The following is a 21,809-nucleotide window of genomic DNA, read 5'->3' on the forward strand; positions in this document are numbered from 1 at the left end:
GACTGCGGTTACCTTCAGGGCATGCATCGTGAGATACTCGGCGATGAGGCGCCGCATTGCGGCATCATCGTCAATGACAAGAACATGTTTCAACGGCACACCTTCAATCTTGAATCCCCTTGTCTAAACCTGTTGCCGAGCAACCCTGGGGCACCGACCCAGAACAGCTGCTCCTTGATACCACTCGCCGTTGCGTGCGGCCAATGTGAGGCCGTGCTCGTCCTGTTCTTTTCATCCCCAGCGAATTGACCGCACCAAGGCAGCCCGTGGCCACCAGACAGGTCCCAGCGCCGACATGACCCTGCCGTGTGGTCCTTCGCTTTTTCGCTTCGAGCTCCCCCGTTGGTGCAGGCCTGCCAATATCACCCAAGTTCGACCTCATGGATGCCAAGTTTCCTGCTATGCCCTTGCATCCTGGTCATCCTGGAGTTTGCGGACCTGGATCATCTCGATATCATCCGGCTCGTGGATCCAGCTCGGACATGGTTGAGCAGCGCGGCGTTTGGCTTGATCGGAGAGGCGATCGGCGGAAGAAGACCGTGATTCGCTGCAGCGGCCTTGTGCAAAATAGTGTGTCTCCTGCCAAGCCGGCTTCGTCCAAGGTGGCCGGCGGCCTCAAATGCTGTTCGGCGACCGGCAGGTCGCCGGTTGCGGTGAACGTCCGGGCTAACATTTCTCAGTTACTGCAACTCCTCCATCTTGAGCGTGTCACTATGCTTGTCCATTGCGCCGTCGGACTGCGTCAATGACGTGCGGTTATCTGCCGATGGGACTGTGCATGATCCACCCTTTGGCGGCGGCGGCCGAACAGCTGAACGAGGCTCGCACCAGGATGGGCTGCGCCGCCACGTCTTCCCAGTTGACCCTCGCCGCCGCGGATTTGCGCCTTCGAGCCAGCTTCGCGGACGAGCTCGCGTCTCAAGCAATGATCTGAGTATGCAGGGCCGCGCATGGCTGCTCTTTAAGGACCGGCAGCATACCGGCAAAGTTGGGCCGCTTTATCGCCTTAGTCGATTCCCCACGGTGATCCCGAGCCTGAACAAGCCCGCCAAGCTCCCCATTTTGTCCTTGGCTTGGCGCTGACAGAAGTACCGTCCATGACGCCAAAGTCGCGGCCCACACTCCAGGAGCAACGGACGGCCGGGACGAGCAAAATCCTGTACAGGAGTCATTGTACCAAGACGCTCCGGATGTCGCTGGCTGATCGGGCCCGCGCCACCCACGCATGCGCAAGATGCTTACCCACGCTGATACGAACACGGTCTTTGCTTCAATTGAAACCGAAAAGCTGAACTTGAACATCACACAGTAACAAACCTCCCCGATAAGCGCGTGCCGGACAGGGCCAGAACCCGTCCGGCGGCTTGGAAAGGTAGGTGATAGGGAATGTTTATTGCAGCTTGGCCGCTGGCCGTCGTCCTGTTGACATCCATGTCACTCCCAGCCGAGCCCGCGCCACTTTCTCCGCGTGAGTTCCGCAGCCTGTCGCGCAAATGCGCTCCCTGGGTTGCGCCGTCCACCCTCGCCGCGATTGCCAAGATTGAAAGTGGCTTTGACACGCTGGTGGCTCATGACAACACCACAGGTGAGCAGCTTCGCTGGATAGACCACCTGGAAGCCACGCGGGGCATCAAGGAACGCCTCGAAGCACAACATTCTGTCGATGTTGGATTGATGCAGATAAACAGCAAGAACTTTGCCATGCTCAATCTTACGCCGGAAAGGGCTTTCGAGCCCTGCGCCTCGCTTTCGGCTGCCGCCCACTTGCTTGAAAGCCGGTATGCCGGCGGCACCACTGCTGTGGCACAGCAACTGGCGCTTCGCCGTGCCATCTCGGCCTATAACACGGGCGACGTCACGCGTGGCTTCGCCAACGGTTATGTACGCAAGGTCGAGTCGGCCGCAAAGGACATCTCAAGTCTCCTTGAGCGAACGCCGGAGCCGACTGCTCGAGATGTGCCGCACCTTGAGGCACCCGGTCGGAAAGCCGTGCCGCCTCTGCTCCAGCAGAGCCAACAGGCCAATAGAAAGAAGCAGCCCAACCAAGATTCTTGGGACATCTGGGGCTCGTATCAGCCAGACCGCTCCGGGGCCGATCCCTCCGGTCCGACAGGCAGCCAGGCTGCGAAAGCACGAGAACCCGCGAACCCGAACAAACTCGTATTCGATTGAAACATGGAGATGCAATGATGACGCCACTCAAGATACTTCGTGCGCTTAAAACGCGTGTTCCTTCGCCTTTTTCCATGCTGCGCATGGCGGCTGAATATGTACCGGCCGCTGCTGCAGGCGCGGCGTGGACGGTCTTCTACAGCGGGCCAGCCGCGGCTCAGGTGACCGGAGGGACGGATCCTGCCAAGATGGTCCAGAATATCTGCACGTTCATACTTGGCCCCTTTGGACAATCACTGGCCGTGCTCGGGCTCGTAGCCATCGGTATCTCTTGGATGTTCGGTCGTGCTTCACTTGGCCTGGTTGCGGGTGTCGTTGGAGGGATCGTCATCATGTTCGGGGCCAGCTTCCTGGGCAAGGCGCTCATAGGCGGCGGCTGATGAGCGACCGGTTGGAAGTGAGCACCCTCTATGTGGCGGCGACGCGCCCCGCACTGTTTCTGGGGGTGCCGCTGACGCTGGCCGGATTGCTCATGATGTTGGCTGGGCTTGTTATCATTATCCTTCAGAACCCGCTCTACGAAATCGTTCTCGTGCCACTCTGGTTCGGAGCACGGCTGGTTGTTGAGCGTGACTATAACGCGGCAAGCGTCGTGCTGCTCTATTTGCAGACGGCCGGCAGAAGCGTGGACGGGCCGGTCTGGGGAGGCGCAAGCGTCAGCGCCAATCCGATCAGAGTGCCGAAACGCGGAAGAGGAATGGTGTAATGTTCGGCTCCAGCGGCCGGACCGAGAGGTCTGGCGAGATCTACCTTCCGTATGTTGGTCACGTAAGCGATCAGGTTGTCCTTCTGGAAGACGGATCGATCATGGCCATGGCACATGTGAACGGTGTGCCCTTTGATTTGGAAGACGCTGAGATGCGCAACTCGCGCTGCCGCGCGTTCAACACTCTCTTGCGCAACATCGCCGATGACAATGTCTCGATATACGCTCATCTTGTGAGACACAACGATGTGCCGGCGCCGGCGCCGCGCCAGTTTCAAAGTGCATTCGCTGGCAGTCTGAGCGAGGCCTACGAGCGTCGTGTGCTGTCGGGAAAGCTCTTTCGCAACGATCACTTCCTCACTTTGATCGTGTCCCCCCGCACCGCAATCGGCAAGATCGGCTTGCGGATTGCCAAGTCCCGCAGACGGAATGAGCACGATCTAGCCACCCAAATGCGGAGCCTGGAAGACCTCTGGCACATCACTGCTGGCGCACTCGGCGGTTACGGTCTGCGCCGGTTGGGCATTCGTGAGAAAGGCAACGTGCTCTTCACGGAAATCGGCGAGGCGCTTCGGCTCATGATGACTTGCCGGTTTCTTCCGGTTCCGATGGTTACCGGCTCACTTGGCGCCTCGATCTACACTGACCAGGTCATCTGCGGGAAGCGGGCGCTTGAGATTCGAAGGCCCGGGGATAGCTCCGTCGGATCATTGTTTTCGTTCCGTGAATATCCGGCGACGACGCGGCCGGGCATGCTAAATTCCTTGCTGTCCGCCAACTTCCCGCTTGTCCTGAGCCAGAGCTTTTCCTTCCTCACTCGCCCACAAGCTCATGCCAAACTAAGCCTTAAGTCCAGCCAGATGACGAGTGCCGGCGACAAGGCTCTCACCCAGATCAATGAACTTGCCGAGGCAGAGGACGCACTGGCAAGCAACGAATTCGTGATGGGTTCGCATCATCTGAGCCTGTGCGTCTATGCCGACAGCCTCAATAGCCTTGCAGATCGCGCAGCAAGTGCCCGCGCACGGCTGGCCGACGCGGGCGCCGTTATCGTCCAAGAGGGCATCGGCATGGAGGCCGCATATTGGTCCCAACTTCCGGGGAACAACAGGTGGCGCACGCGCCCGGGGGCGATCACCTCACACAATTTTGCCGGGCTCGTCTCATTTGAGAACTTCCCAAGCGGTTCCAGTTCCGGCCACTGGGGCAATGCTGTTGCGCGCTTTCGCACAAACGGTGGAACTTCTTTCGACTACATCCCCCATGAGAATGACGTCGGCATGACGGCAATATTCGGGCCCGTTGGCAAAGGCAAGACGACGCTGATGACCTTTGTCCTCGCGATGCTTGAGCAAAGCTTGGTCGATCGCAATGGTGCGATCGTCTTCTTCGACAAGGATCGGGGTGGTGAACTGCTGGTGCGAGCCACGGGAGGGACATATCTTGCGTTGCGCAGAGGCGCTCCGAGCGGCTTGGCCCCTCTGCGTGGACTGGACAACACCTCCGCCTCCCGGGACTTTCTGCGCGAGTGGTTGATGGCCCTGATCGAGAGTGACGGCCGTGGTCCGATCTCGCCGGAGGAAAGCCGTCGGCTGGAACGCGGCATTGTTCGTCAGCTTTCGTTCGAACCCCCTATGCGCTCACTTGCGGGCCTGCGCGAGTTCCTATTGCACAGCCCCTCCGAGGGCGCAGGAGCACGGCTGCAGCGGTGGTGTAGAGGGGGGGCGCTTGGATGGGCCTTTGACGGCGACGTGGACGAAGTAAGGCTGGATGCCTCCATTACGGGCTTCGACATGACGCAGCTCCTGGAATATGAGGAGGTCTGTGCACCGGCCGCCGCATACCTTCTGCATCGAGTGGGCGCTATCGTCGATGGTCGTCGGTTCGTCATGAGCTGCGACGAATTTCGATTCTATCTACTCAACCCCCAATTCTCGGCCGTTATCGACAAGTTCTTGCTCACGGTCCGCAAAAACAACGGCATGTTGATACTCGCAACGCAGCAGCCTGAACACGTTCTGGAATCGCCTCTCGGAGCTAGTCTCGTTGCGCAATGTATGACGAAAATTTTCTACCCATCACCGACGGCGGACCGCTCTGCGTATGTCGATGGCTTGAAGTGCACTGCGCAGGAGTTCGAGGCAATCCGCCAGGGAATGGCAATCGGCAGCCGCAAGTTTTTGCTCAAGCGCGATAGCGGGAGTATTGTTTGCGAATTCGATCTTGGGCAGATGCGCGAGTACGTAGCCGTACTCTCGGGGCGGGCCAACACAGTGCGCTTTGCCGACCAGCTTCGTAACCAGCACGGAGACGCCCCAAGTGGGTGGCTCGACAAGTTCATGGCCCGGTACCACGAAGTTCAAGACTGACGGAGGAATATTCATGAAATTTGCCAAACTTGCAGTAACGACCCTTGCTGCTTCCCTTCTGCTTCACGGACAGGCCCGTTCGCAATTTATCGTCAGCGACCCTGTAACAGAAACACAAGCGACCTTAACAGCGCTTTCCAATGCGGCGATCCTTGAGAGGTCAATCGAGACGCTCGCTACCACGATTGAAATGGTGACAATTCTAACGTCGTCATTCGCTGTCACGGGACTGCTAAGCTCACTGAACCAAGGAAATCACTACCCGTCGAGCAATAAGCTGGAGGAGCAGATGTTTGATGCTCGGGCGCCAGCTTCGATTATGGCCCGTAACATTGCGAAGGACCCAAATCGGATAGTCAACGGCACCGATTCAGAAGCGAAACTGTTACAGGGACAAATCGCCGGGGCCGCCAATGCCGCAGCTATTGCAGCCGACACTTTGGGCATGATGGACAAGCGCCTTAAGGATAACGCCGGCACGCTTGGTCAGCTTTCCCGCTCGGGAAATATTATGCAGGCCACCGTGACCAACGGTCTGGTCCTCAAGCAGATTCACGATGCAATGATCCAAAATGTCCAGGCCACGAGTCTCCTGACAATGGCCACTGCACAAGGGAGCCTTCACGCCGTGGAGGAGGCCGCCACGCAGCGTCGCGAACATCAGGACACCGCTAATATGTTTAGCATCCTCCCGTAAACCACACAGAGTTCATCAGGCTCAGCTGCGCTGATCAGGGACACATCAGGCTCACGCCATGAATTTCAAAATTCCCGCGCCATTCACGACTATACACACGATCTTTCATGGGGCCTTCACGTCCGGGCTGCACAAAGTGCTTGAAAACGTCCAAGCGGCGGTCAGTGCGCCTCTGGTTGCGTGTGTCACGCTCTGGATAATAATCCAAGGCTGTCTGGTCATGCGTGGTCAAGTCGATGCGCGCGGGGGTATCTCGCGCGTAATCATGGTGTCGATTGTCGTCGCCCTTATCTTAGGGCAGGCCAACTATCAGCAGTACATTGAAGCGCTCTTCGACGACACGATTCCGAGGTTGGCTCACGACATCAGTGGCAGCGACTTGCCCTTCATCGGAATCCCCCAGAAGCTCGATCTCATGTTTGCTTCAAGCCAGTATGTCTTTCAGCTGATTGCTTCCGAAATTGGGCCTATGAACGGCCAGGACATACTTGCTTTCGAGGGAGCGCAATGGATTTTCTACGGCGCGCTGTGGACAGCGTTCGAGATCTACGATGCCGTTGGAATTCTGACGAAGGTGCTCTTGACGATCGGCCCCCTGGTCCTTGTAGGCTACCTTTTTGATCACACTCGAGACATAGCCACCAGATGGATCGGCCAACTGCTCTCGTACGGGCTGCTGCTTCTCCTCCTCAACATCGTTGCAACGATAGTAATCGCTGCCGAAGCAGTCTCGCTGGCAGCCATGCTTTTGATGATCAAATTCTCGGGCACGACAGCAGCCAAGATCATCGGGCTTTACGAGCTCGACATGCTTTTCCTAGCTGGTGACGCTCTGATCGTCGCGCTTCCGACGATCGCCAGCAGCATCGCCGGCGGCTCTTGGGGAGGTGCGAACCGACCTCTTAACAGCCTCAATCGCCACTTTGCCAAAACGGCGGGTGGTTAATCAATCGACAAGCTCGGTGCCAAAAACATGAAATATTGCCTACTTCTGTCAATCCTCGCTTTGGCCGCCTGCAAGACGAGCCATGGGCTTGCGACGTGCGCGGGTGCCCCATTCCAACTGAACGTGGGACAATGGGAAACCACCCCTGAGGATCTTCGGGTCGAATGCGCGGAAGAGCCAAAGTGAAAGTTCCTGAACATGCCCTTCTGGTGGAGAGAGAAACGCTAGCCGCCCACTATAAGAAGGTGGAAGCGTTTCAAACTTCACGAGCGAAGTCTGCGCGGCGCCTGTCAAAGGCCCTGATAGCCTTTGCCGCAGCGGCGGTCCTAGGAAATGTTGCCCAGGCATTTACCATTGCTGCCATGGTCCCGTTGGCCAAGCTCGTACCTGTGTTCCTCTGGGTCCGGCCGGATGGGACCGTCGACAGCGAAGTGTCAGTCTCTCGACTGCCGGCAACCCAAGACCGAGCCGTCATAAATGCTTCGCTGTGGGAATATGTACGCCTGCGCGAGGGGTACACAGCAGATACAGCCCAATACGCCTATGACCTCGTATCCAGTTTCAGCGCGCCGGCTGTGCGACAGCAATATCAAGATTTCTTCAACTATCCGAATCCCACCTCGCCGCAAGTCACGGTCGGCAAACGCGGCAAGCTCGAGGTCGGGCATATTTCTTCAAACGACATCAGTCCGGACGTTCAACAGATCCGTTACAAACGTACGCTTGTTGTCGATGGGCAGATGCCGATAGTGACCACCTGGACAGCTACCATCCGCTACGAGCGCTTGACGGGTCTGCCTGGGCAATCGAGGCTCACCAATCCGGGAGGTCTACTCGTCGCTTCCTATCAAAGCTCGGAAGATAGCGTATCGAACCTGGGCTATGTGCAGCCATGACAAAAAGAGCGTTTCTCGCGCTGGTCTGTTCACTCTTCTTAACGATGGAAGCGTCCGCGGAAGACACACCACTTGCCGGCAAGCATGATGCGCGCATGCGCTACCTGGCTTACCGTCCTGACGAAGTGGTGCGCCTGTCTACCGCAGTGGGGGCAACGCTGGTTGTCACATTCGCGGCCAACGAGACAGTCGCAGCCGTGGCCGTTTCCAATAGCAAAGACCTGGCTGCGCTCCCGCGCGCCAACTATCTCTTTTTTAAGGCTAGCCGGATGCTCCCGCCGCAGCCGGTCATCGTGCTGGCCGAGAGTGAGTCCGGTACACGGAGATACGTCTTCAGTATTTCAACGAGAGCGATGCCAAAACTCGATGAGAAACAACCTGACCTATACTACAGTGTGCAGTTCACCTATCCTGCTGATGACGCTGCTGCTCAGAGAAAGGACGCAGAAAGGCGCTCGATTCTTGGTCAGGCCCGGGCGAAAGTGCTGCGCGACGAGAGAGTTCAGGATTTGTTGAATCGGCCCGCCGCAACTACCAGTCCGGACGAAAGCAATTTTCACTACGTCGCAAAGGGCGATCGATCGCTGGCGCCGCTGGAAGTTTTCGATAATGGCTTTACCACCGTATTTGGCTTCGCAAGCAATTCCCGCATACCCTCCCTCTACATTATCAATCCCGACGGCAAGGAAGCCGCTGCCAATTACACGGTCAAAGGAGACTATGTTGAAGTATCCGCAGTCGCCCGGGAATGGCGTCTGAGAGATGGCAATACGGTCTTGTCCATTTTCAACAGGGCTTATGACCCTGTGGGACGAGCGCCAGGGACCGGTACAGTGACACCCGACGTGTGGCGCGTTTTGAAAGGCCCGGCCGATGAATGAAACCGGCCCACAGTCGGGACATGATGTCCATGCCTCAGGATCGATGGTCTCGGAGCCGGCCCGCCGGCATGTTTCGGGATTGCAGAAGTTGGCCATCGCTGCACTTGTTCTCATCTCATCTCTATCGCTCATCTGGCTCGGCGGTCGTCCCAGTACACAAGACGAGCCAACTCAGCCAAAACCTGCAATTGCCGCCGACGCCGAGCCATTCCGCCCCGTGCCGATTGAGATTGCTCCCGAAGCTCCAGCACCCGTACAGGCGGCGCAGGCAGGAGATCCTGCGCCATCCATGCCGCCTCCGGCGCCAGCTGATCCGCCGCCGGAGGAAACACCAATTTTCGCCTACAGTGGCAGCGGTCAAATGCCCAACGACGGTCAGCGGAGCGAAGACAACCATAGGGATGCTCCCGCGACCTCGCATGAGATTTCAGAGGCTGGCGATCTGACGAGGCGATTGAAGCCAGATATACAGGAGCCAAGCCGGGCCACACTTTTGCCGCACCCTGATCTCGTGATTACCCAAGGAACGATAATACCCTGCATTTTGCAAACGGCAGTCGACACAAATTTACCGGGTTATGTGAAGTGCGTCTTACCTAAAGACGTCCGCGGCGCCACCAACAACGTGGTGCTTTTGGATCGCGGGACGACCGTGATTGGCGAGATCCAGCGTGGTCTCCAACAGGGGGATGCGCGTGTCTTCGTGCTGTGGACGCGCATCGAAACGCCTGACCATGCCCTCGTTTCGCTAGCGTCGCCGGGCGCTGACGAGCTCGGCCGCTCCGGAATGCCTGGCACGGTGGATAATCACTTCTGGCAGCGCTTTGGCGGAGCAATGCTCATGAGCGTCATTCAAGGCGCGTTTCAGGCCGCCGGTCAATACGCTGGCAGCTCAGGTGGAGGAAGCGGCATCAACAGCTTCCAGAGCAACGCCGGACAAGCCGTTGACACGACCCTTAGAGCAACGATCAACGTTCCGCCAACTCTGAAGAAAAACCAGGGAGATGCTGTATCGATCTTTGTGGCTCGGGACCTCGATTTCTCAGATGTATACGATCTTAGACCGATCGCCGTGGCGCCAGCCCCCCAACATCGCCAACGCCGGAGAGACAACAATGCGACCGGAGGCTGACCCTCAATTGCGTTTGCTTCTCAACCCTGTTTTGAAATGGCTTGAGGAGCCAAGGACCGAAGAGGTCGCTATCAACCGGCCTGGGGAAGCCTTTGTCCGACAGGCCGGCGTTTTCACGAAACATCCGCTACCGCTATCTTATGACGATCTGGAGGACATCGCGATCCTCGCTGGAGCGCTGCGCAAGCAAGATGTCGGACCGCAAAGCCCCCTCTGTGCGACTGAGCTGCCGAACGGAGAGCGGCTGCAGATCTGTTTGCCGCCCGCTGTTCCCTCAGGAACAATAAGCCTGACGATACGGCGTCCCTCAAGTCGTGTGACCGAACTCAAGGAAGTTTCTTCTCGCTACGAATACTCGCGTTGGAATCAATGGCGGTCAGGAAAGGAGCGCCAAGAGCGGCAGGACGAAACGATTCTTCAGCACTACGACCATGGTGACTTGGAGCAATTTTTGCGAGCATGCGTTTGCGGGCGGCTCACGATGCTGCTTTGCGGACCTACTGGAAGCGGCAAAACGACAATGAGCAAGACTTTGATCAACGCTATACCCCCGCAAGAGAGGCTGATAAGTATCGAGGACACGCTCGAACTTGCAATCCCGCACGAGAACCATGTCCGATTACTCTATCCGAAGGACCGAGCAAGCGTAGGTGCGGTGACAGCCGAGCAACTGTTGCAAGCCAGCTTGCGCATGCGCCCTGATCGAATATTGCTTGGCGAGATGCGCGATGATGCTGCTTGGGCCTACCTTAGCGAAGTCGTCTCCGGCCATGCGGGATCAATATCAACGATTCATGGGGCGGATCCGGTCCAAGGCTTTAAAAAGCTCTTTTCACTCGTCAAGAGCAGCCCGCAAGGAGCTGCTGTGGAAGACCACACGCTTCTTGACCTGCTGTCGGCTGCCATTGACGTCATTGTGCCGTTCAGTACCCACGGCGACGTGTATGAGGTGGGGGAGGTGTGGCTCGCCGCCGATGCCCGGCGACGCGGAGAGACAGTAGCCGACCTTCTTAACAAGCACTAAGGCTAGAGCACGTCGGGGAACGGTAAGTCGTTTGTGATACGATGGCGTAATTTGTTCAGATTGAACGTCCACTTTGATTTGAGGGAGGTGGATAATGGGAGGAGGGCTGGGCGTAGACCTTCGGTCACAAGTCTGAAGTCTTCGGGCGCCCTGTCGGCGCGGCAAGTCGCGGCACGATTCGACTGGGTGTATCGAGCGCGTCCGCTGAATTGCGCGGGCGACGCTCACCGAGCTGGTGCCGATGCCTGCTTCAAAAGCGGCATCGACACCCGGCAGGTCGTACCCTTGATTTACCTAGCCGCGCTCAATGAATGTCTTCAAAGCCGCCGAACGTGGTTCGGAATGACCGGTGGTAAATCGGGAAGTGCCATATAGGGAATCCTCCTGGTATTGCCTCCAGGGGGTCCTCTCAATGAACAAAGCCGCAACCTGCCCTTGCGACCTCAGCTGGAGTTTGCGACGCAACCCATAGGAGGATCGATGCGCAGAGAAATCGCAGGCAGAGTCGGTGGCATTGTGGGCTGGCCGACCGACGGTTTCAGCCCGTCAACAGGTCTTCACGTGTTCCATCCCCGACTATTGCAGGCGTGCGGCTTGCATGCTCCCGCGATCACCCATCGGAAAGAGCGTTACGAACACTACGAAGAGTTGCGCGACTTCCGCTGTCGCCCCGGTCTTACAGCGGACGGTGACCTGTCCGACCTTGATAGGACGTGAAATGCGAACGCTGCTCATTGATCATCATGTGGATCTTACGCGCGCTGTGCGAGTTGCGCTCGGGGATAGCGGTTTTGCCGTTGATGTAGTTGGCAACCTGGAACAGGCGTCGAGGGCATTTTGTTGCGCAACCTATGAAATTCTCCTGCTGGAGTTGGCTCTGCCAGATGGCGATGGCTTGGGCTGGCTGAGACAGCTAAGGAGCAACGGGCATTCAGTTCCAACCCTCATTATGAGTAGCATCAACGATCTCGAGAAGCGGATTGCAATCTTCAACGGTGGCGCGGACGACTTTCTGCTCAAGCCCGTCTCTTTCGATGAGCTCATCGCCAGAATGAGAGCCATTCTGCGCCGGTCGACACAGGTGACCGACCCCATCGTTGTATTTGGCAATCTCAATTTCGATCCGATCGGCCGACAGGTTTCCGTCTCGGGTCATCCTCTGAAGATCGCACGCCGCGAACTATGTATTTTAGAGCATCTGCTTATCCGTGCAGGCCGCATCGTGCCTCGTGCGCAGTTGGAAGATCACCTCTATTCGTTCAACGACGAGGTATCTGCCAACGCGCTTGAAGTCGGAATCTATCGCTTACGTGGACACCTGAGTAGGTCAGGTGCAACGCCACGTATCACGACCATGCGCGGCATTGGTTACATTCTTGAATTGACTGAGGCGGCATCCGCATAGTTGGTCTAAATTGAAAGAACAGACTGCCTGCCGTCGTCAGGTTGAGCTTGTGGCCATAATGGACACCGCGGCCGCCCTTGACGATGGTGTCGGCATGCGGTTCGAACGGCTCTGTCGCAAACCTTTTTGTAAGCGAGCATGGCAAGAAAAACGCCTCAGCTGTGGAGGAGCACGTGATGTTCAAGGGCCGCCATTTCGACCAGTCGGTGATCCTGCTGTGCGTGCGCTGGTACCTGGCCTACACTCTGAGCCTGCGCGATCTGGAAGAGATGATGGCCGAACGCGTTGGAGGTCGACCACTCCACTGTGCATCGCTGGGTCGCCCACTTCTCGCCGCAGCTGCTGGAGCGCTTCAACCGGCGCAAGCGTGTGGTCGGCAGCAAACGAGACGTACATCAAGGTCCGCGGCGGTATCTCTACCGCGCTATCGACATCCTCCGCGATACGGTCGAGTTCTTCTTTAGCGAAAACCGTAACCAGGTGGCGGCCCAACGCTTCCTCCGCAAGGCGCTGACGCGCCATGGCCGGCCGGAGCGCATCGTCATCGACGGCAGCCCGACCAATTACGAAGCAATCCTTTCCTGCGACGCTGAAAGCCGGCTGCGGCAGCGATCGCGGCGACCGCTGAAGCCGATCCGCTCCGCAATAGCCGGCATCTCAACAATCGGATCGAACAGGATCACCGGCGTATCAAGCCGCATTCGATCCATGCTCGGCTTCAAGTCGCATGCGAACGACGTGGTTATCCTCTCCGGCATCGAGATGATCCACATGATGGGCAAGCGACAGGCGAGGTATGCCTACAAGTCTGTCGATCGCTGTTTCGATCTCCTCGCTGCCTGACGGACAGGCCGAAATGGCCGTTCACAACCCCATTTCCAGGTTTGCGACAGAGCCTTTTGTCGGCGTTGCCGGCTTCGAAGGGCCGGTGCGCGCCGAGCGGATCAAGATCACCCCCGGCCACCTTGCTGCGGCCACTCGCCGAGTGCGGAGCGGTGGCCGGAGGGAGCTGGTGATGACGACCCTAGATCATGACCTGCTGATCGCAATCCTGGATCGGCTGAAGTTGACGGCGATCCGGGACCAGCTCGACACGCTCATGTCGAGCAAGATCGCGCAGTTCCCGTTTGTCCGCGAACTCGACGGCTTCGGCTTCGACGCGCAGCCATCGGTCTGCTTCAGCCAAACGTATTCATAGGTATGGGACAGGCTGCTATGTCCGCCACCCACGCCTGCTCCGAGGCCCTCCAGGGCAATGGTCTTCGGCGAGGAGGATGAGACGCCGCTGGAGCTCGGGTGCAAGCGCTGCCACGCCCGCTCCGAGGCCCCACAAGGCCGAAGCGCAGTCGTCGGGGTCACGAGGCCCCTCGGCCACGACGACGAGACGTTGCTGGAGCCCGGTGCAAGGGCTGCCACAGATGGCCTGAACCTGAATCCGCCTTTCTTGAGGCGTTGCGACTATCATCGCGGCGACACGCAGCTCTTGATTTGTGTGCGAAATCCTCAGCAGATCCATCGGGCTGAGCCGCTCAGCAATATCAACGAGAATGTCCAGCGGCAGATCAAGGATACTCAGAGGAGGAAACGCTCTTGAGGCTCAGAGCGCGTCTGCTCCACTATAGATCAGGATGATTCACCGGGTCCTTCAACGCCAGACGCCGGTTCCGACGAGAGAATTGTCCCTGATATCACGCTCGATGGAGTTAAATGCCGAGATGGGCGCCTTGCCACGATCCTCAATGCCCCTCATGATTCACCGCCTATAGCTACCAACTGAATGAATCATCGTGATTGTCGCGCAGCGGAATCCTCAAGGACCGGGCAGTTCGTAGGGGGCGCCGGTTTGACCAGGTTGAGCCCGCGAATTGCTCGATCAGACAAGATCCTAATTCTCGACCATGCGGTGAGGCTCGAACGAGATCCTCGGGACGCACTCCAAGGTTTCGATCATGTTCGGCACACAAGGAAAGGGCGGCATTGCTGCCGCCCTGTCCGCTGTAAGTTGATAGGGGCTGGATTAAAAATCCATACCGCCCATGCCGCCCATGCCGCCCATGCCGCCGCCGCCCATGCCGCCAGGCATGCCGCCGCCGGCCGACTCCTTCTTGGGAGCCTCCGCGATCATGGCTTCGGTGGTGACGAGCAGGCCGGCGACCGAGGCCGCGTCCTGGAGAGCGGTGCGAACGACCTTGACCGGGTCGACGATGCCCATGGCGATCATGTCGCCATACTCGCCGGTCTGGGCGTTGTAGCCGTAGGTCGCGCCCTTGTTGTCGAGGATCTTGCCGGCAACGATCGAAGCTTCAGCACCTGCGTTCGAAGCGATCTGACGGGCCGGAGCCTGCAGTGCACGGCGAACGATGTTGATTCCGGCAGCCTGGTCGGCATTGACGCCGGTGACCTTGATGTTGGCCGAAGCGCGCAGGAGAGCGACGCCGCCGCCTGCAACGATGCCTTCTTCCACGGCCGCGCGGGTCGCGTTGAGGGCGTCATCGACGCGGTCCTTCTTTTCCTTGACTTCGACTTCCGTCGCGCCGCCGACGCGGATCACCGCGACGCCGCCCGCGAGCTTCGCCAGACGTTCCTGCAGCTTCTCCTTGTCGTAGTCCGACGTGGTCTCTTCGATCTGCTGCTTGATCTGGGCAACGCGGCCCTGGATCTCGTCCTTCTTGCCGGCGCCGTCGACAATGGTGGTGTTCTCCTTGGAGATCGACACCTTCTTGGCGCGGCCGAGCATGTTGAGGCCGACATTCTCGAGCTTGATGCCGAGGTCTTCCGAAATGACCTGGCCACCGGTGAGGATGGCGATGTCTTCCAGCATGGCCTTGCGGCGATCACCGAAGCCCGGCGCCTTGACGGCGGCGATCTTCAGGCCGCCACGCAGCTTGTTGACGACCAGCGTGGCCAGAGCCTCGCCTTCGACGTCTTCCGAGATGATGAGCAGCGGCTTGGAGGTCTGCACGACGGCTTCGAGAACCGGCAGCATGGCCTGGAGGTTGGACAGCTTCTTCTCGTGCAGGAGGATGTAGACGTCCTCGAGCTCGGCAACCATCTTGTCGGCGTTGGTGACGAAGTAGGGCGAGAGATAGCCGCGGTCGAACTGCATGCCTTCGACGACTTCCAGCTCGGTCTCGGCGGTCTTGGCTTCTTCAACCGTGATGACGCCTTCATTGCCGACCTTCTGCATCGCTTCGGCGATCATCTTGCCGACCGACTCGTCGCCATTGCCGGCGATCGTGCCGACCTGGGCAACTTCCTCGGAGGTCTTGATCTTCTTGGCAGCGTTGCCGAGAGCCGCGACCACTTCGGTGACGGCCAGATCGATGCCGCGCTTCAGATCCATCGGGTTCATGCCGGCGGCAACGGCCTTGTTACCTTCCTGGACGATCGACTGCGCCAGAACGGTCGCGGTCGTGGTGCCATCACCGGCGATGTCGTTGGTCTTCGAAGCAACTTCGCGGATCATCTGCGCGCCCATGTTTTCGAACTTGTCGGAAAGTTCGATTTCCTTGGCGACGGTGACGCCGTCCTTGGTGATGCGCGGTGCGCCGAACGACTTGTCGATGACGACGTTGCGGCCCTTGGGACCGAGGGTCACCTTCACCGCGTCGGCGAGGATGTTGATGCCGTGAAGCATGCGCTCGCGGGCGTCGCGGGAGAATTTTACGTCTTTGGCAGCCATTTTTTAGCTCCTGGCAGGGGCTTGCGATCAAGCCCGAAATTAGTTGACGGTGAGGCCGATGATCAGCCGATAATGCCCATAATGTCGGATTCCTTCATGATCAGAAGGTCTTCGCCATTGAGCTTGACTTCGGTGCCCGACCACTTGCCGAACAGGATGCGGTCGCCGGCCTTGACGTCCAGCGGGACCAGCTTGCCGGCTTCGTCGCGAGCGCCGGAGCCGACGGCGATGATCTCGCCTTCCTGCGGCTTTTCCTTTGCCGTATCCGGGATGATGATCCCGCCGGCGGTCTTGGATTCGGATTCGACCCGGCGTACGACCACGCGGTCATGCAGCGGCCGGAAATTCGACTTTGCCATTTTTGGATTTCCTTGGTGCGGATGTTGAACGGTGCTCCGTTGCCGGAGCATGCCTAGCACTCAGCCGAAGCGAGTGCTAACGCGGCAATGAGATAAGCCGCAGGCTCCTGCTAGTCAAGACGGAAGAGCAAAGAGCAAAGAGAAAAGAGAAGACAGCAAAGAGCAGGCAGCAAAGAGCGTGTAAGCATCGAGCCTTTTATGTGAACAATGTCGGGTATCCGACATATATGGGGCGGCTCACCCTTTGTAATTGAGCTTTATTCAGATGGTACGATTGGTGCAACGGGTGTTGCATTTGAACTCATCCAGAGGCTCGCACGGGTCGTGCTGCGTCAGCTTGGTCATGTCGAGCTTCAGAAGGCCATTTTTTGGCATTGGTTCTGTTGCTCCTATTGCCGTTCATGACCAATCCTGCGCGCGTGAGCCGGCCGGCTAGATTCCAACCACGAGAGCGCCGCCGCTGAGACCCGCGCCCGCCGCCGCCAGAAGGATTTTCTCTCCTGGCTGGAATGGCTTCATCTGGTTGGCGAGCGAGAGCGACAGCGGGACCGTCGCGGCCGAAGAGTTGCCGTATTCGGCAATCGTCTTGACAATTGCTTGGTCCGCAATGCCGAGGTTTCTTCCGACCGCGCCGAAAATCCGAGTATTGGCCTGATGCGGCACAAACCGGCCGACATTGTGTGGCCGCACTCCCGCAGTGGCTAGCGCGGCTGTCGAGCAATCGGTCATCATCTCGACGGCTTTTGCGAACACTTCGGGCCCGTCGGTCATCGTCATCCGGGTCTGCCCGAGGTCGAGGTCGCCATGGAACGGCGTGTTGCTTCCTCCTGCGGGAATCTGGATCAGCCCGTAGCGCGAGCCGTCCGAAGCCACCGAGGCACCGAGAATGCCCCGATCAGCATCATCGCACTGACCGATCACCAGGGCGCCGGCGGCATCGGCGAACAAGACTGAGCTCGCGCGCTCGGCTGGATTGATGCGGCGGCTGAGGATGTTGGCGGCGATGACCAGCGCTGGTTTGCCATGCAGGCGGGTGAACCCGTCCGCAAACATGAGCGCATAGATGAAGCCGGCGCAGGCGCCGGTCAGATCGACCGCGCCTGCGCGGCCAAGGCCAAGCTTGTGTGCGACCAGCGGCGCGCTTGGCGGCAGAAGATGGTCGGGCGTCGAGGTGGCAAGCAACAGCAGACCGATGTCGTGGCGCGCAATACCGGCGTTCACCAGCGCCATGTCGCCAGCCCGGGTGGCAAGACCCGACAGCGTGTCTTCGTCCGTTGCCCAGAAGCGCGAACGGATTCCGGTACGCCTTTCGATCCAGCCCGGCTCGAGGCCGAGATTGCTCTCGATCTCGGCATTGGCCACCTTGCGCCCAGGCACGTGATGGCCAAGTCCGAGAATGCGCGACGACTTGCTCATGGCCTTGACCCGAAGCGTTCCCCGGCCTCCTCGATGGCGTCATAGAGTCGTTCGAGCTCGTCGCCTGCGATGCAATAGGGTGGCAGAAGGTAGAGGACATTGCCGAGCGGGCGCACAAGTAGGCCGCGCTCGAGGAAGAAAGCGCGCAGCTTCGGACCAATCTCGGCGAGATAACCTGCTGAACCGGTTCGCAGGTCGAGCGCCGCGATCGTTCCCGTGGCTCGACAGTCGGCAAAATATGGATTGTCCCGAAAGCGTTGCAGCCCGACGGCCTGCATCACGCTCAAGGCCGTGATCCGCCCGGCCACTGGCTCGTCGCGCCAGATCTCGACATTGGCGAGTGCTGCCGCACAGGCAATCGGATTGGCGGTGTAGGAGCTCGAATGGAAAAACGTCTTCTTCCGGTCCTCGGAATAGTGCGCCCGGAAGATGGCATCGGTGACAAGCGTTACGGCCAGCGGGATGGTGCCGCCGGTCAAGCCTTTGGAGGTGCACAGGATATCTGGAGAAATCGATGCCTGCTCGCAGGCGAACATGGTTCCGGTGCGTCCCCAGCCGGTCATCACCTCGTCGGCGATCAGCAGCGAGCCGGAGGCCTCAGTGATCTTCTTCAATTCGGCCAGAACCGATGCTGGATACATCAGCATGCCGCCGGCGCCCAGCACCAGCGGCTCGACGATCAAGGCTGCGGCTCGTCGATCGCGGGTCACAGCCTCGAAACGATCCAGCGTCTCCTGCTCGTGCCCCGCGGCCGGAAAGGGGATGATGTCGACCTCGAACAGCAAGGGTTCATAGGCGGCGTTGAACACGCCACGCGCACCGACGCTCATCGTTCCAATCGTGTCACCATGATAGCTGTGCTCCATGACGACGATGCGCGAGCGCGGCGCGCCGATGTTGCGGAAATAACCGAGCGCCATCTTCAGCGCGACTTCGACTGAGGTCGAGCCACTGTCGGAATAGAACACCCAGTCGAGTCCAGCGGGAGCGAGGCCGACAAGCGCCTTGGCCAAGCGCTCTGCCGGCTCGTGCGTGAAGCCCGCAAAGATAATCTGGTCGAGGCTCGACGCGGTTGTCTCGATTGCCTTCATGATGCGGGGATGGCGGTGGCCATGTGTGACGACCCACCAGGAGGAGATGGCGTCCAGGATGCGGGCGCCGTCGGCCCTGTGGAGATAGGCGCCCTCAGTCAGGACGATTTCCGGGATCGCAGGCTCGAGTGCGTGCTGGGTGAAGGGATGCCACACATGAGACTGCGACATCAGTCACCTCCAGTAATCGAGGCGAAGGCGAAGCCGGCAACCATTGCGTCCCTCAGTGTTTTGCCCGTCAGCACATCGAGGTGCGGCAGCCTGCCGAGCTGCGGGGCACCGCTGAATTCCACGATGGTCCGTTGCGTATCGGCCATCTCATCGCCGATGAAAGCGATGCCCGCCAACGGGATGGAGCGGGCGCGGAGCGCCTCGACCGATAGCAAGGTGTGGTTGATGGTGCCGAGTGTGGTGCGGGCGCACAGAATAACGGGCAGCCGCCATTCAGCGAAGATGTCGATTAACCTTGTGCGCCGGTTGAGCGGCACCATTAGGCCGCCGGAGCCTTCGATGACGAGCGGCGTCGGTAGGACGGGAAAAGCAAGATCGGCAGCCTTGATCGCCACGCCGTCGATCTCGGCCGAACGATGCGGCGACAGCGGGCTCCGCAAGCGGTAGGCTTCCGGCAGCACGCGCTCTGAGGGCAAGCCGGCAAGCCGCGCGACAACCTCGCTGTCGGTCTCGCCGTCGAGGCCCGATTGCACCGGTTTCCAGTAAAAGCCGTCCAGCAAACCGGCGAGCCCAGCCGCAAACACGGTCTTGCCAACTCCGGTATCCGTTCCGGTGATGACGATGCGTTGGGTCATATCGCCTCCGGTGATGTTTCGGCGAACACCTCGACCAGCGCCTCGACCATGGCGGAAATGTCGGCTTCGCCAATATTGAGCGTCAGTGAGATGCGCAGCCGCGACGTGCCCTCGGGCACGGTCGGAGGACGAACGCCGCGTATGTCGAAGCCGCGGGCCTGCAGGCGCGCCGCCACTGCCATGGTGCGCCTGACATCGCCGATTACTAAGGGCTGGATCTGAGAGCCACTTGGTGTCACACCCCAGCGATTGACCAACCGGCCGGCGCTGGCGACGCGTTCATGCAGCTGAACACGCCGCATAGGCTCGTCGGCGAGCATTGCGAGTGCCTCGCGCGCCACGACCGCCATCAGTGGCGATGGCGCGGTCGCGTAGATGAATGCCCGGCAACGGTTGATCAGATATTCGCACAGTGCCCTCGGCCCGGTCACGAGCCCACCAGATGCGCCGAGCGCCTTGCCGCAGGTGTGGAGCGCTATGATGTTGTCGCGGCCCGCGAAAGCGGCGGCAAGTCCCCGGCCGTCCGGTCCCCAGACGCCGGTGGCATGCGCCTCATCAATGACGATGAATGCGCCGTGCCGATCGGCAAGCGCGACCAGGCTCTCCAAAGGCGCGCAGTCGCCATCCATGCTGTAAAGGCTTTCCACCGCGATCCAGACGCATCCCATGCCGCCTGCGACGCGCCACCGTGTAATCGCATCCTCGACAGCGGTGGCGTCGTTGTGCGCGGCCAGCACGAACTGCGCGCGCCCGGCCTGCGCACCCTCATGCATGCTGGCATGGACGAGCTCATCGAGGACCAAAAGATCGCCCTTCTGCGGCAGGGCGCTCAGCAGAGCGAAGTTGGCGATGTAGCCGCTGCCGAAGAACAGCGCGCGGTCGGCTCCAAAGAATGCCGCCGCATCTGCCTCGAGCTGCTCGTGTTCCGGTGCATTGCCGCGCAACAGCCGCGACCCGGTGGCGCCAACCGGCGTGCCCCGCGCAATCGCCGCCACAACCGCATCGCCAAGTCTTCTGGACGCGGCCAGCCCGAGATAGTCGTTCGACGAGAAGTCCAGCCCGGCGCGGGGCGAAAGCGTCCGCAGCCGGTCCTTGCGCGCTAGCCCCTGCAAGGTCGCATCAAAACGGGCAAGCGGCGCCCCGTTCATCGCGCCTCGAGTTCCATCGGATCGATGCCAAGGCGCCGGAACAGCAGGGTATCCTTGTCCTCACCGGGGTTGTCCGCCGTCAGCAGCGTGTCGCCGAAGAAGATCGAGTTGGCGCCGGCAAAAAAGCACAGCGCCTGCATCTCGTCGGTCATCGCGGTGCGGCCGGCGGACAGACGGACATGCGATTTCGGCATCATGATGCGCGCCAGCGCGATCACGCGCACGAATTCGATCGGCTCAATGGGCTTGGCGTCTGCAAGCGGCGTACCGGCGATCGGGATCAGCATGTTGATCGGAACGCTTTGCGGATGTTCCGGCAGATTGGCCAGCGTCACCAGCATGTCGATCCGGTCCACCGGCTCCTCCCCCATGCCGACAATGCCTCCACAGCAGACCTTGATGCCGGATTTGCGAACGTGGTCAAGCGTCTCGAGCCGCTCGGCAAAGCTCCGCGTACCGATGATCTCGCTATAGTAGCGTTCTGACGTATCGATGTTGTGGTTGTAGTAGTCGAGGCCCGCCTGCTTCAGTCGAGCGGCTTGCTCAAGATCGAGCATGCCGAGTGTCATGCAGGTCTCCAGGCCCAGCGCCTTGACGCCTTCGACCATCGCCACCACCGCATCCATGTCGCGCGCCTTGGGGTTTCGCCAGGCCGCGCCCATGCAATAACGGGTGGCGCCGGCATGACGCGCCTTGGTCGCTTCGGCGATGACGCGCCTGACATCCATCAGCTTGGACGCCTCCAACCCGGTTTCGTGACGCGCCGACTGGCTGCAATAGCCACAATCCTCCGGGCATCCTCCGGTCTTGATGCTGAGCAGCCGGCTGAGCTGGACCTTGTTTGGATCGAAATTCTGGCGGTGCACCGTTTGCGCCAGGAAGAGGAGATTGTTGAAGGGGGCATGGTAAAGTGCCTGAGCCTTCTCCAAGGTCCACGCTCCAGGGTCAGGGGGGTCAAGAGATTTGGCCTGTGGCGGTGTCTGCGTTGAACTTGCCGTTTGCATCTCCATGCTGTTCCTCCGGTCTGTCTTGCGGGTCTTTGCTATCTGACTATGATGATCGGAAAGGACAGTGACCCA

General features: G+C 59.6%; 20 protein-coding genes and 2 pseudogenes. 14 read left to right on the top strand and 8 right to left on the bottom strand.

Annotation, left to right across the window (positions count from 1 at the left end; translation table 11 throughout):
• Window positions 1-93: pseudogene (locus NKH38_RS29985) on the bottom strand (DNA-binding response regulator); the annotation flags it as partial.
• 1,293 nt (window positions 94-1,386) lie between these two features.
• Between NKH38_RS29985 and NKH38_RS29990 the strand changes: the two are divergent.
• From NKH38_RS29990 to NKH38_RS30055, 14 genes and pseudogenes are all read left to right on the top strand, one after another.
• On the top strand, window positions 1,387-2,172 hold the full coding sequence (locus NKH38_RS29990) for a type IV secretion system lytic transglycosylase VirB1 (RefSeq protein WP_352765539.1): 786 nt from the start codon (window positions 1,387-1,389) through the stop codon (window positions 2,170-2,172).
• 74 nt (window positions 2,173-2,246) lie between these two features.
• Entirely contained in the window at window positions 2,247-2,552 is a 306-nt protein-coding gene (gene virB2, locus NKH38_RS29995; protein WP_023673707.1) for a pilin major subunit VirB2, read from the top strand.
• Window positions 2,552-2,878: a type IV secretion system protein VirB3 gene (locus NKH38_RS30000; protein WP_023673706.1), complete on the top strand. Its 327-nt coding sequence runs from the start codon at window positions 2,552-2,554 to the stop codon at window positions 2,876-2,878. Before virB2 ends, NKH38_RS30000 begins: the two co-directional genes overlap by 1 nt.
• Window positions 2,878-5,247 (top strand): type IV secretion/conjugal transfer ATPase VirB4, encoded by a 2,370-nt coding sequence (gene virB4, locus NKH38_RS30005; protein WP_352765541.1) that lies wholly within the window; start codon window positions 2,878-2,880, stop codon window positions 5,245-5,247. Before NKH38_RS30000 ends, virB4 begins: the two co-directional genes overlap by 1 nt.
• A gap of 13 nt (window positions 5,248-5,260) precedes the next feature.
• A complete protein-coding gene (locus tag NKH38_RS30010; RefSeq protein WP_023673704.1) occupies window positions 5,261-5,944 on the top strand; it encodes a TrbJ/VirB5 family protein in 684 nt (227 codons plus the stop codon).
• A 58-nt stretch (window positions 5,945-6,002) separates the two neighbouring features.
• Window positions 6,003-6,890, top strand: coding sequence for a type IV secretion system protein (locus NKH38_RS30015; protein WP_023762840.1), 888 nt, complete (start codon window positions 6,003-6,005; stop codon window positions 6,888-6,890).
• Between the two features lie 27 nt (window positions 6,891-6,917).
• The gene (locus NKH38_RS30020; protein ID WP_081726271.1) at window positions 6,918-7,076 is read left to right on the top strand and encodes a type IV secretion system lipoprotein VirB7; all 159 of its coding nucleotides are present in this window, start codon (window positions 6,918-6,920) and stop codon (window positions 7,074-7,076) included.
• Complete coding sequence (locus tag NKH38_RS30025) at window positions 7,073-7,786, top strand: type IV secretion system protein VirB8 (protein WP_023707035.1); 714 nt, start codon at window positions 7,073-7,075, stop codon at window positions 7,784-7,786. Before NKH38_RS30020 ends, NKH38_RS30025 begins: the two co-directional genes overlap by 4 nt.
• Window positions 7,783-8,667, top strand: coding sequence for a TrbG/VirB9 family P-type conjugative transfer protein (locus NKH38_RS30030; protein WP_023690639.1), 885 nt, complete (start codon window positions 7,783-7,785; stop codon window positions 8,665-8,667). Before NKH38_RS30025 ends, NKH38_RS30030 begins: the two co-directional genes overlap by 4 nt.
• Window positions 8,660-9,799 (top strand): type IV secretion system protein VirB10, encoded by a 1,140-nt coding sequence (gene virB10 / locus NKH38_RS30035; RefSeq protein WP_352765544.1) that lies wholly within the window; start codon window positions 8,660-8,662, stop codon window positions 9,797-9,799. The genes NKH38_RS30030 and virB10 overlap by 8 nt, the downstream gene beginning before the upstream one ends.
• Window positions 9,783-10,823 (top strand): P-type DNA transfer ATPase VirB11, encoded by a 1,041-nt coding sequence (gene virB11, locus NKH38_RS30040; protein WP_352765545.1) that lies wholly within the window; start codon window positions 9,783-9,785, stop codon window positions 10,821-10,823. The genes virB10 and virB11 overlap by 17 nt, the downstream gene beginning before the upstream one ends.
• Before the next feature lie 718 nt (window positions 10,824-11,541).
• Complete coding sequence (locus tag NKH38_RS30045) at window positions 11,542-12,228, top strand: response regulator (protein WP_023679590.1); 687 nt, start codon at window positions 11,542-11,544, stop codon at window positions 12,226-12,228.
• A gap of 306 nt (window positions 12,229-12,534) precedes the next feature.
• Window positions 12,535-13,071 carry a DDE-type integrase/transposase/recombinase gene (locus NKH38_RS30050; RefSeq protein ID WP_352765546.1) on the top strand — a complete coding sequence of 179 codons (537 nt, stop codon included), beginning with the start codon at window positions 12,535-12,537 and terminating at the stop codon, window positions 13,069-13,071.
• A 172-nt stretch (window positions 13,072-13,243) separates the two neighbouring features.
• A pseudogene (locus NKH38_RS30055) lies at window positions 13,244-13,402 on the top strand (ATP-binding protein); the annotation flags it as partial.
• Between the two features lie 843 nt (window positions 13,403-14,245).
• On the opposite strand, the gene groL reads toward NKH38_RS30055, so the two are convergent.
• The 7 genes from groL to bioB form a co-directional block, all read right to left on the bottom strand.
• Window positions 14,246-15,910 (bottom strand): chaperonin GroEL, encoded by a 1,665-nt coding sequence (groL, locus tag NKH38_RS30065; protein ID WP_286460910.1) that lies wholly within the window; start codon window positions 15,908-15,910, stop codon window positions 14,246-14,248.
• Between the two features lie 62 nt (window positions 15,911-15,972).
• Window positions 15,973-16,269, bottom strand: coding sequence for a co-chaperone GroES (gene groES / locus NKH38_RS30070; RefSeq protein WP_019863563.1), 297 nt, complete (start codon window positions 16,267-16,269; stop codon window positions 15,973-15,975).
• 432 nt (window positions 16,270-16,701) lie between these two features.
• Window positions 16,702-17,685, bottom strand: coding sequence for a 3-oxopimeloyl-[acyl-carrier-protein] synthase BioZ (bioZ, locus tag NKH38_RS30075; protein WP_023685574.1), 984 nt, complete (start codon window positions 17,683-17,685; stop codon window positions 16,702-16,704).
• Window positions 17,682-18,947, bottom strand: coding sequence for an adenosylmethionine--8-amino-7-oxononanoate transaminase (locus NKH38_RS30080; RefSeq protein ID WP_023673641.1), 1,266 nt, complete (start codon window positions 18,945-18,947; stop codon window positions 17,682-17,684). Before NKH38_RS30080 ends, bioZ begins: the two co-directional genes overlap by 4 nt.
• Entirely contained in the window at window positions 18,947-19,582 is a 636-nt protein-coding gene (gene bioD / locus NKH38_RS30085; protein ID WP_023673640.1) for a dethiobiotin synthase, read from the bottom strand. Before bioD ends, NKH38_RS30080 begins: the two co-directional genes overlap by 1 nt.
• Window positions 19,579-20,730 (bottom strand): 8-amino-7-oxononanoate synthase, encoded by a 1,152-nt coding sequence (locus NKH38_RS30090; protein ID WP_352546060.1) that lies wholly within the window; start codon window positions 20,728-20,730, stop codon window positions 19,579-19,581. Before NKH38_RS30090 ends, bioD begins: the two co-directional genes overlap by 4 nt.
• Window positions 20,727-21,740: a biotin synthase BioB gene (gene bioB / locus NKH38_RS30095; RefSeq protein WP_352546061.1), complete on the bottom strand. Its 1,014-nt coding sequence runs from the start codon at window positions 21,738-21,740 to the stop codon at window positions 20,727-20,729. The genes NKH38_RS30090 and bioB overlap by 4 nt, the downstream gene beginning before the upstream one ends.
• Between the last annotated feature and the right edge of the window lie 69 nt (window positions 21,741-21,809).

The organism is Mesorhizobium sp. M1078 (assembly GCF_040318615.1).
In the GTDB taxonomy this organism is placed as follows: Bacteria; Pseudomonadota; Alphaproteobacteria; order Rhizobiales; family Rhizobiaceae; genus Mesorhizobium.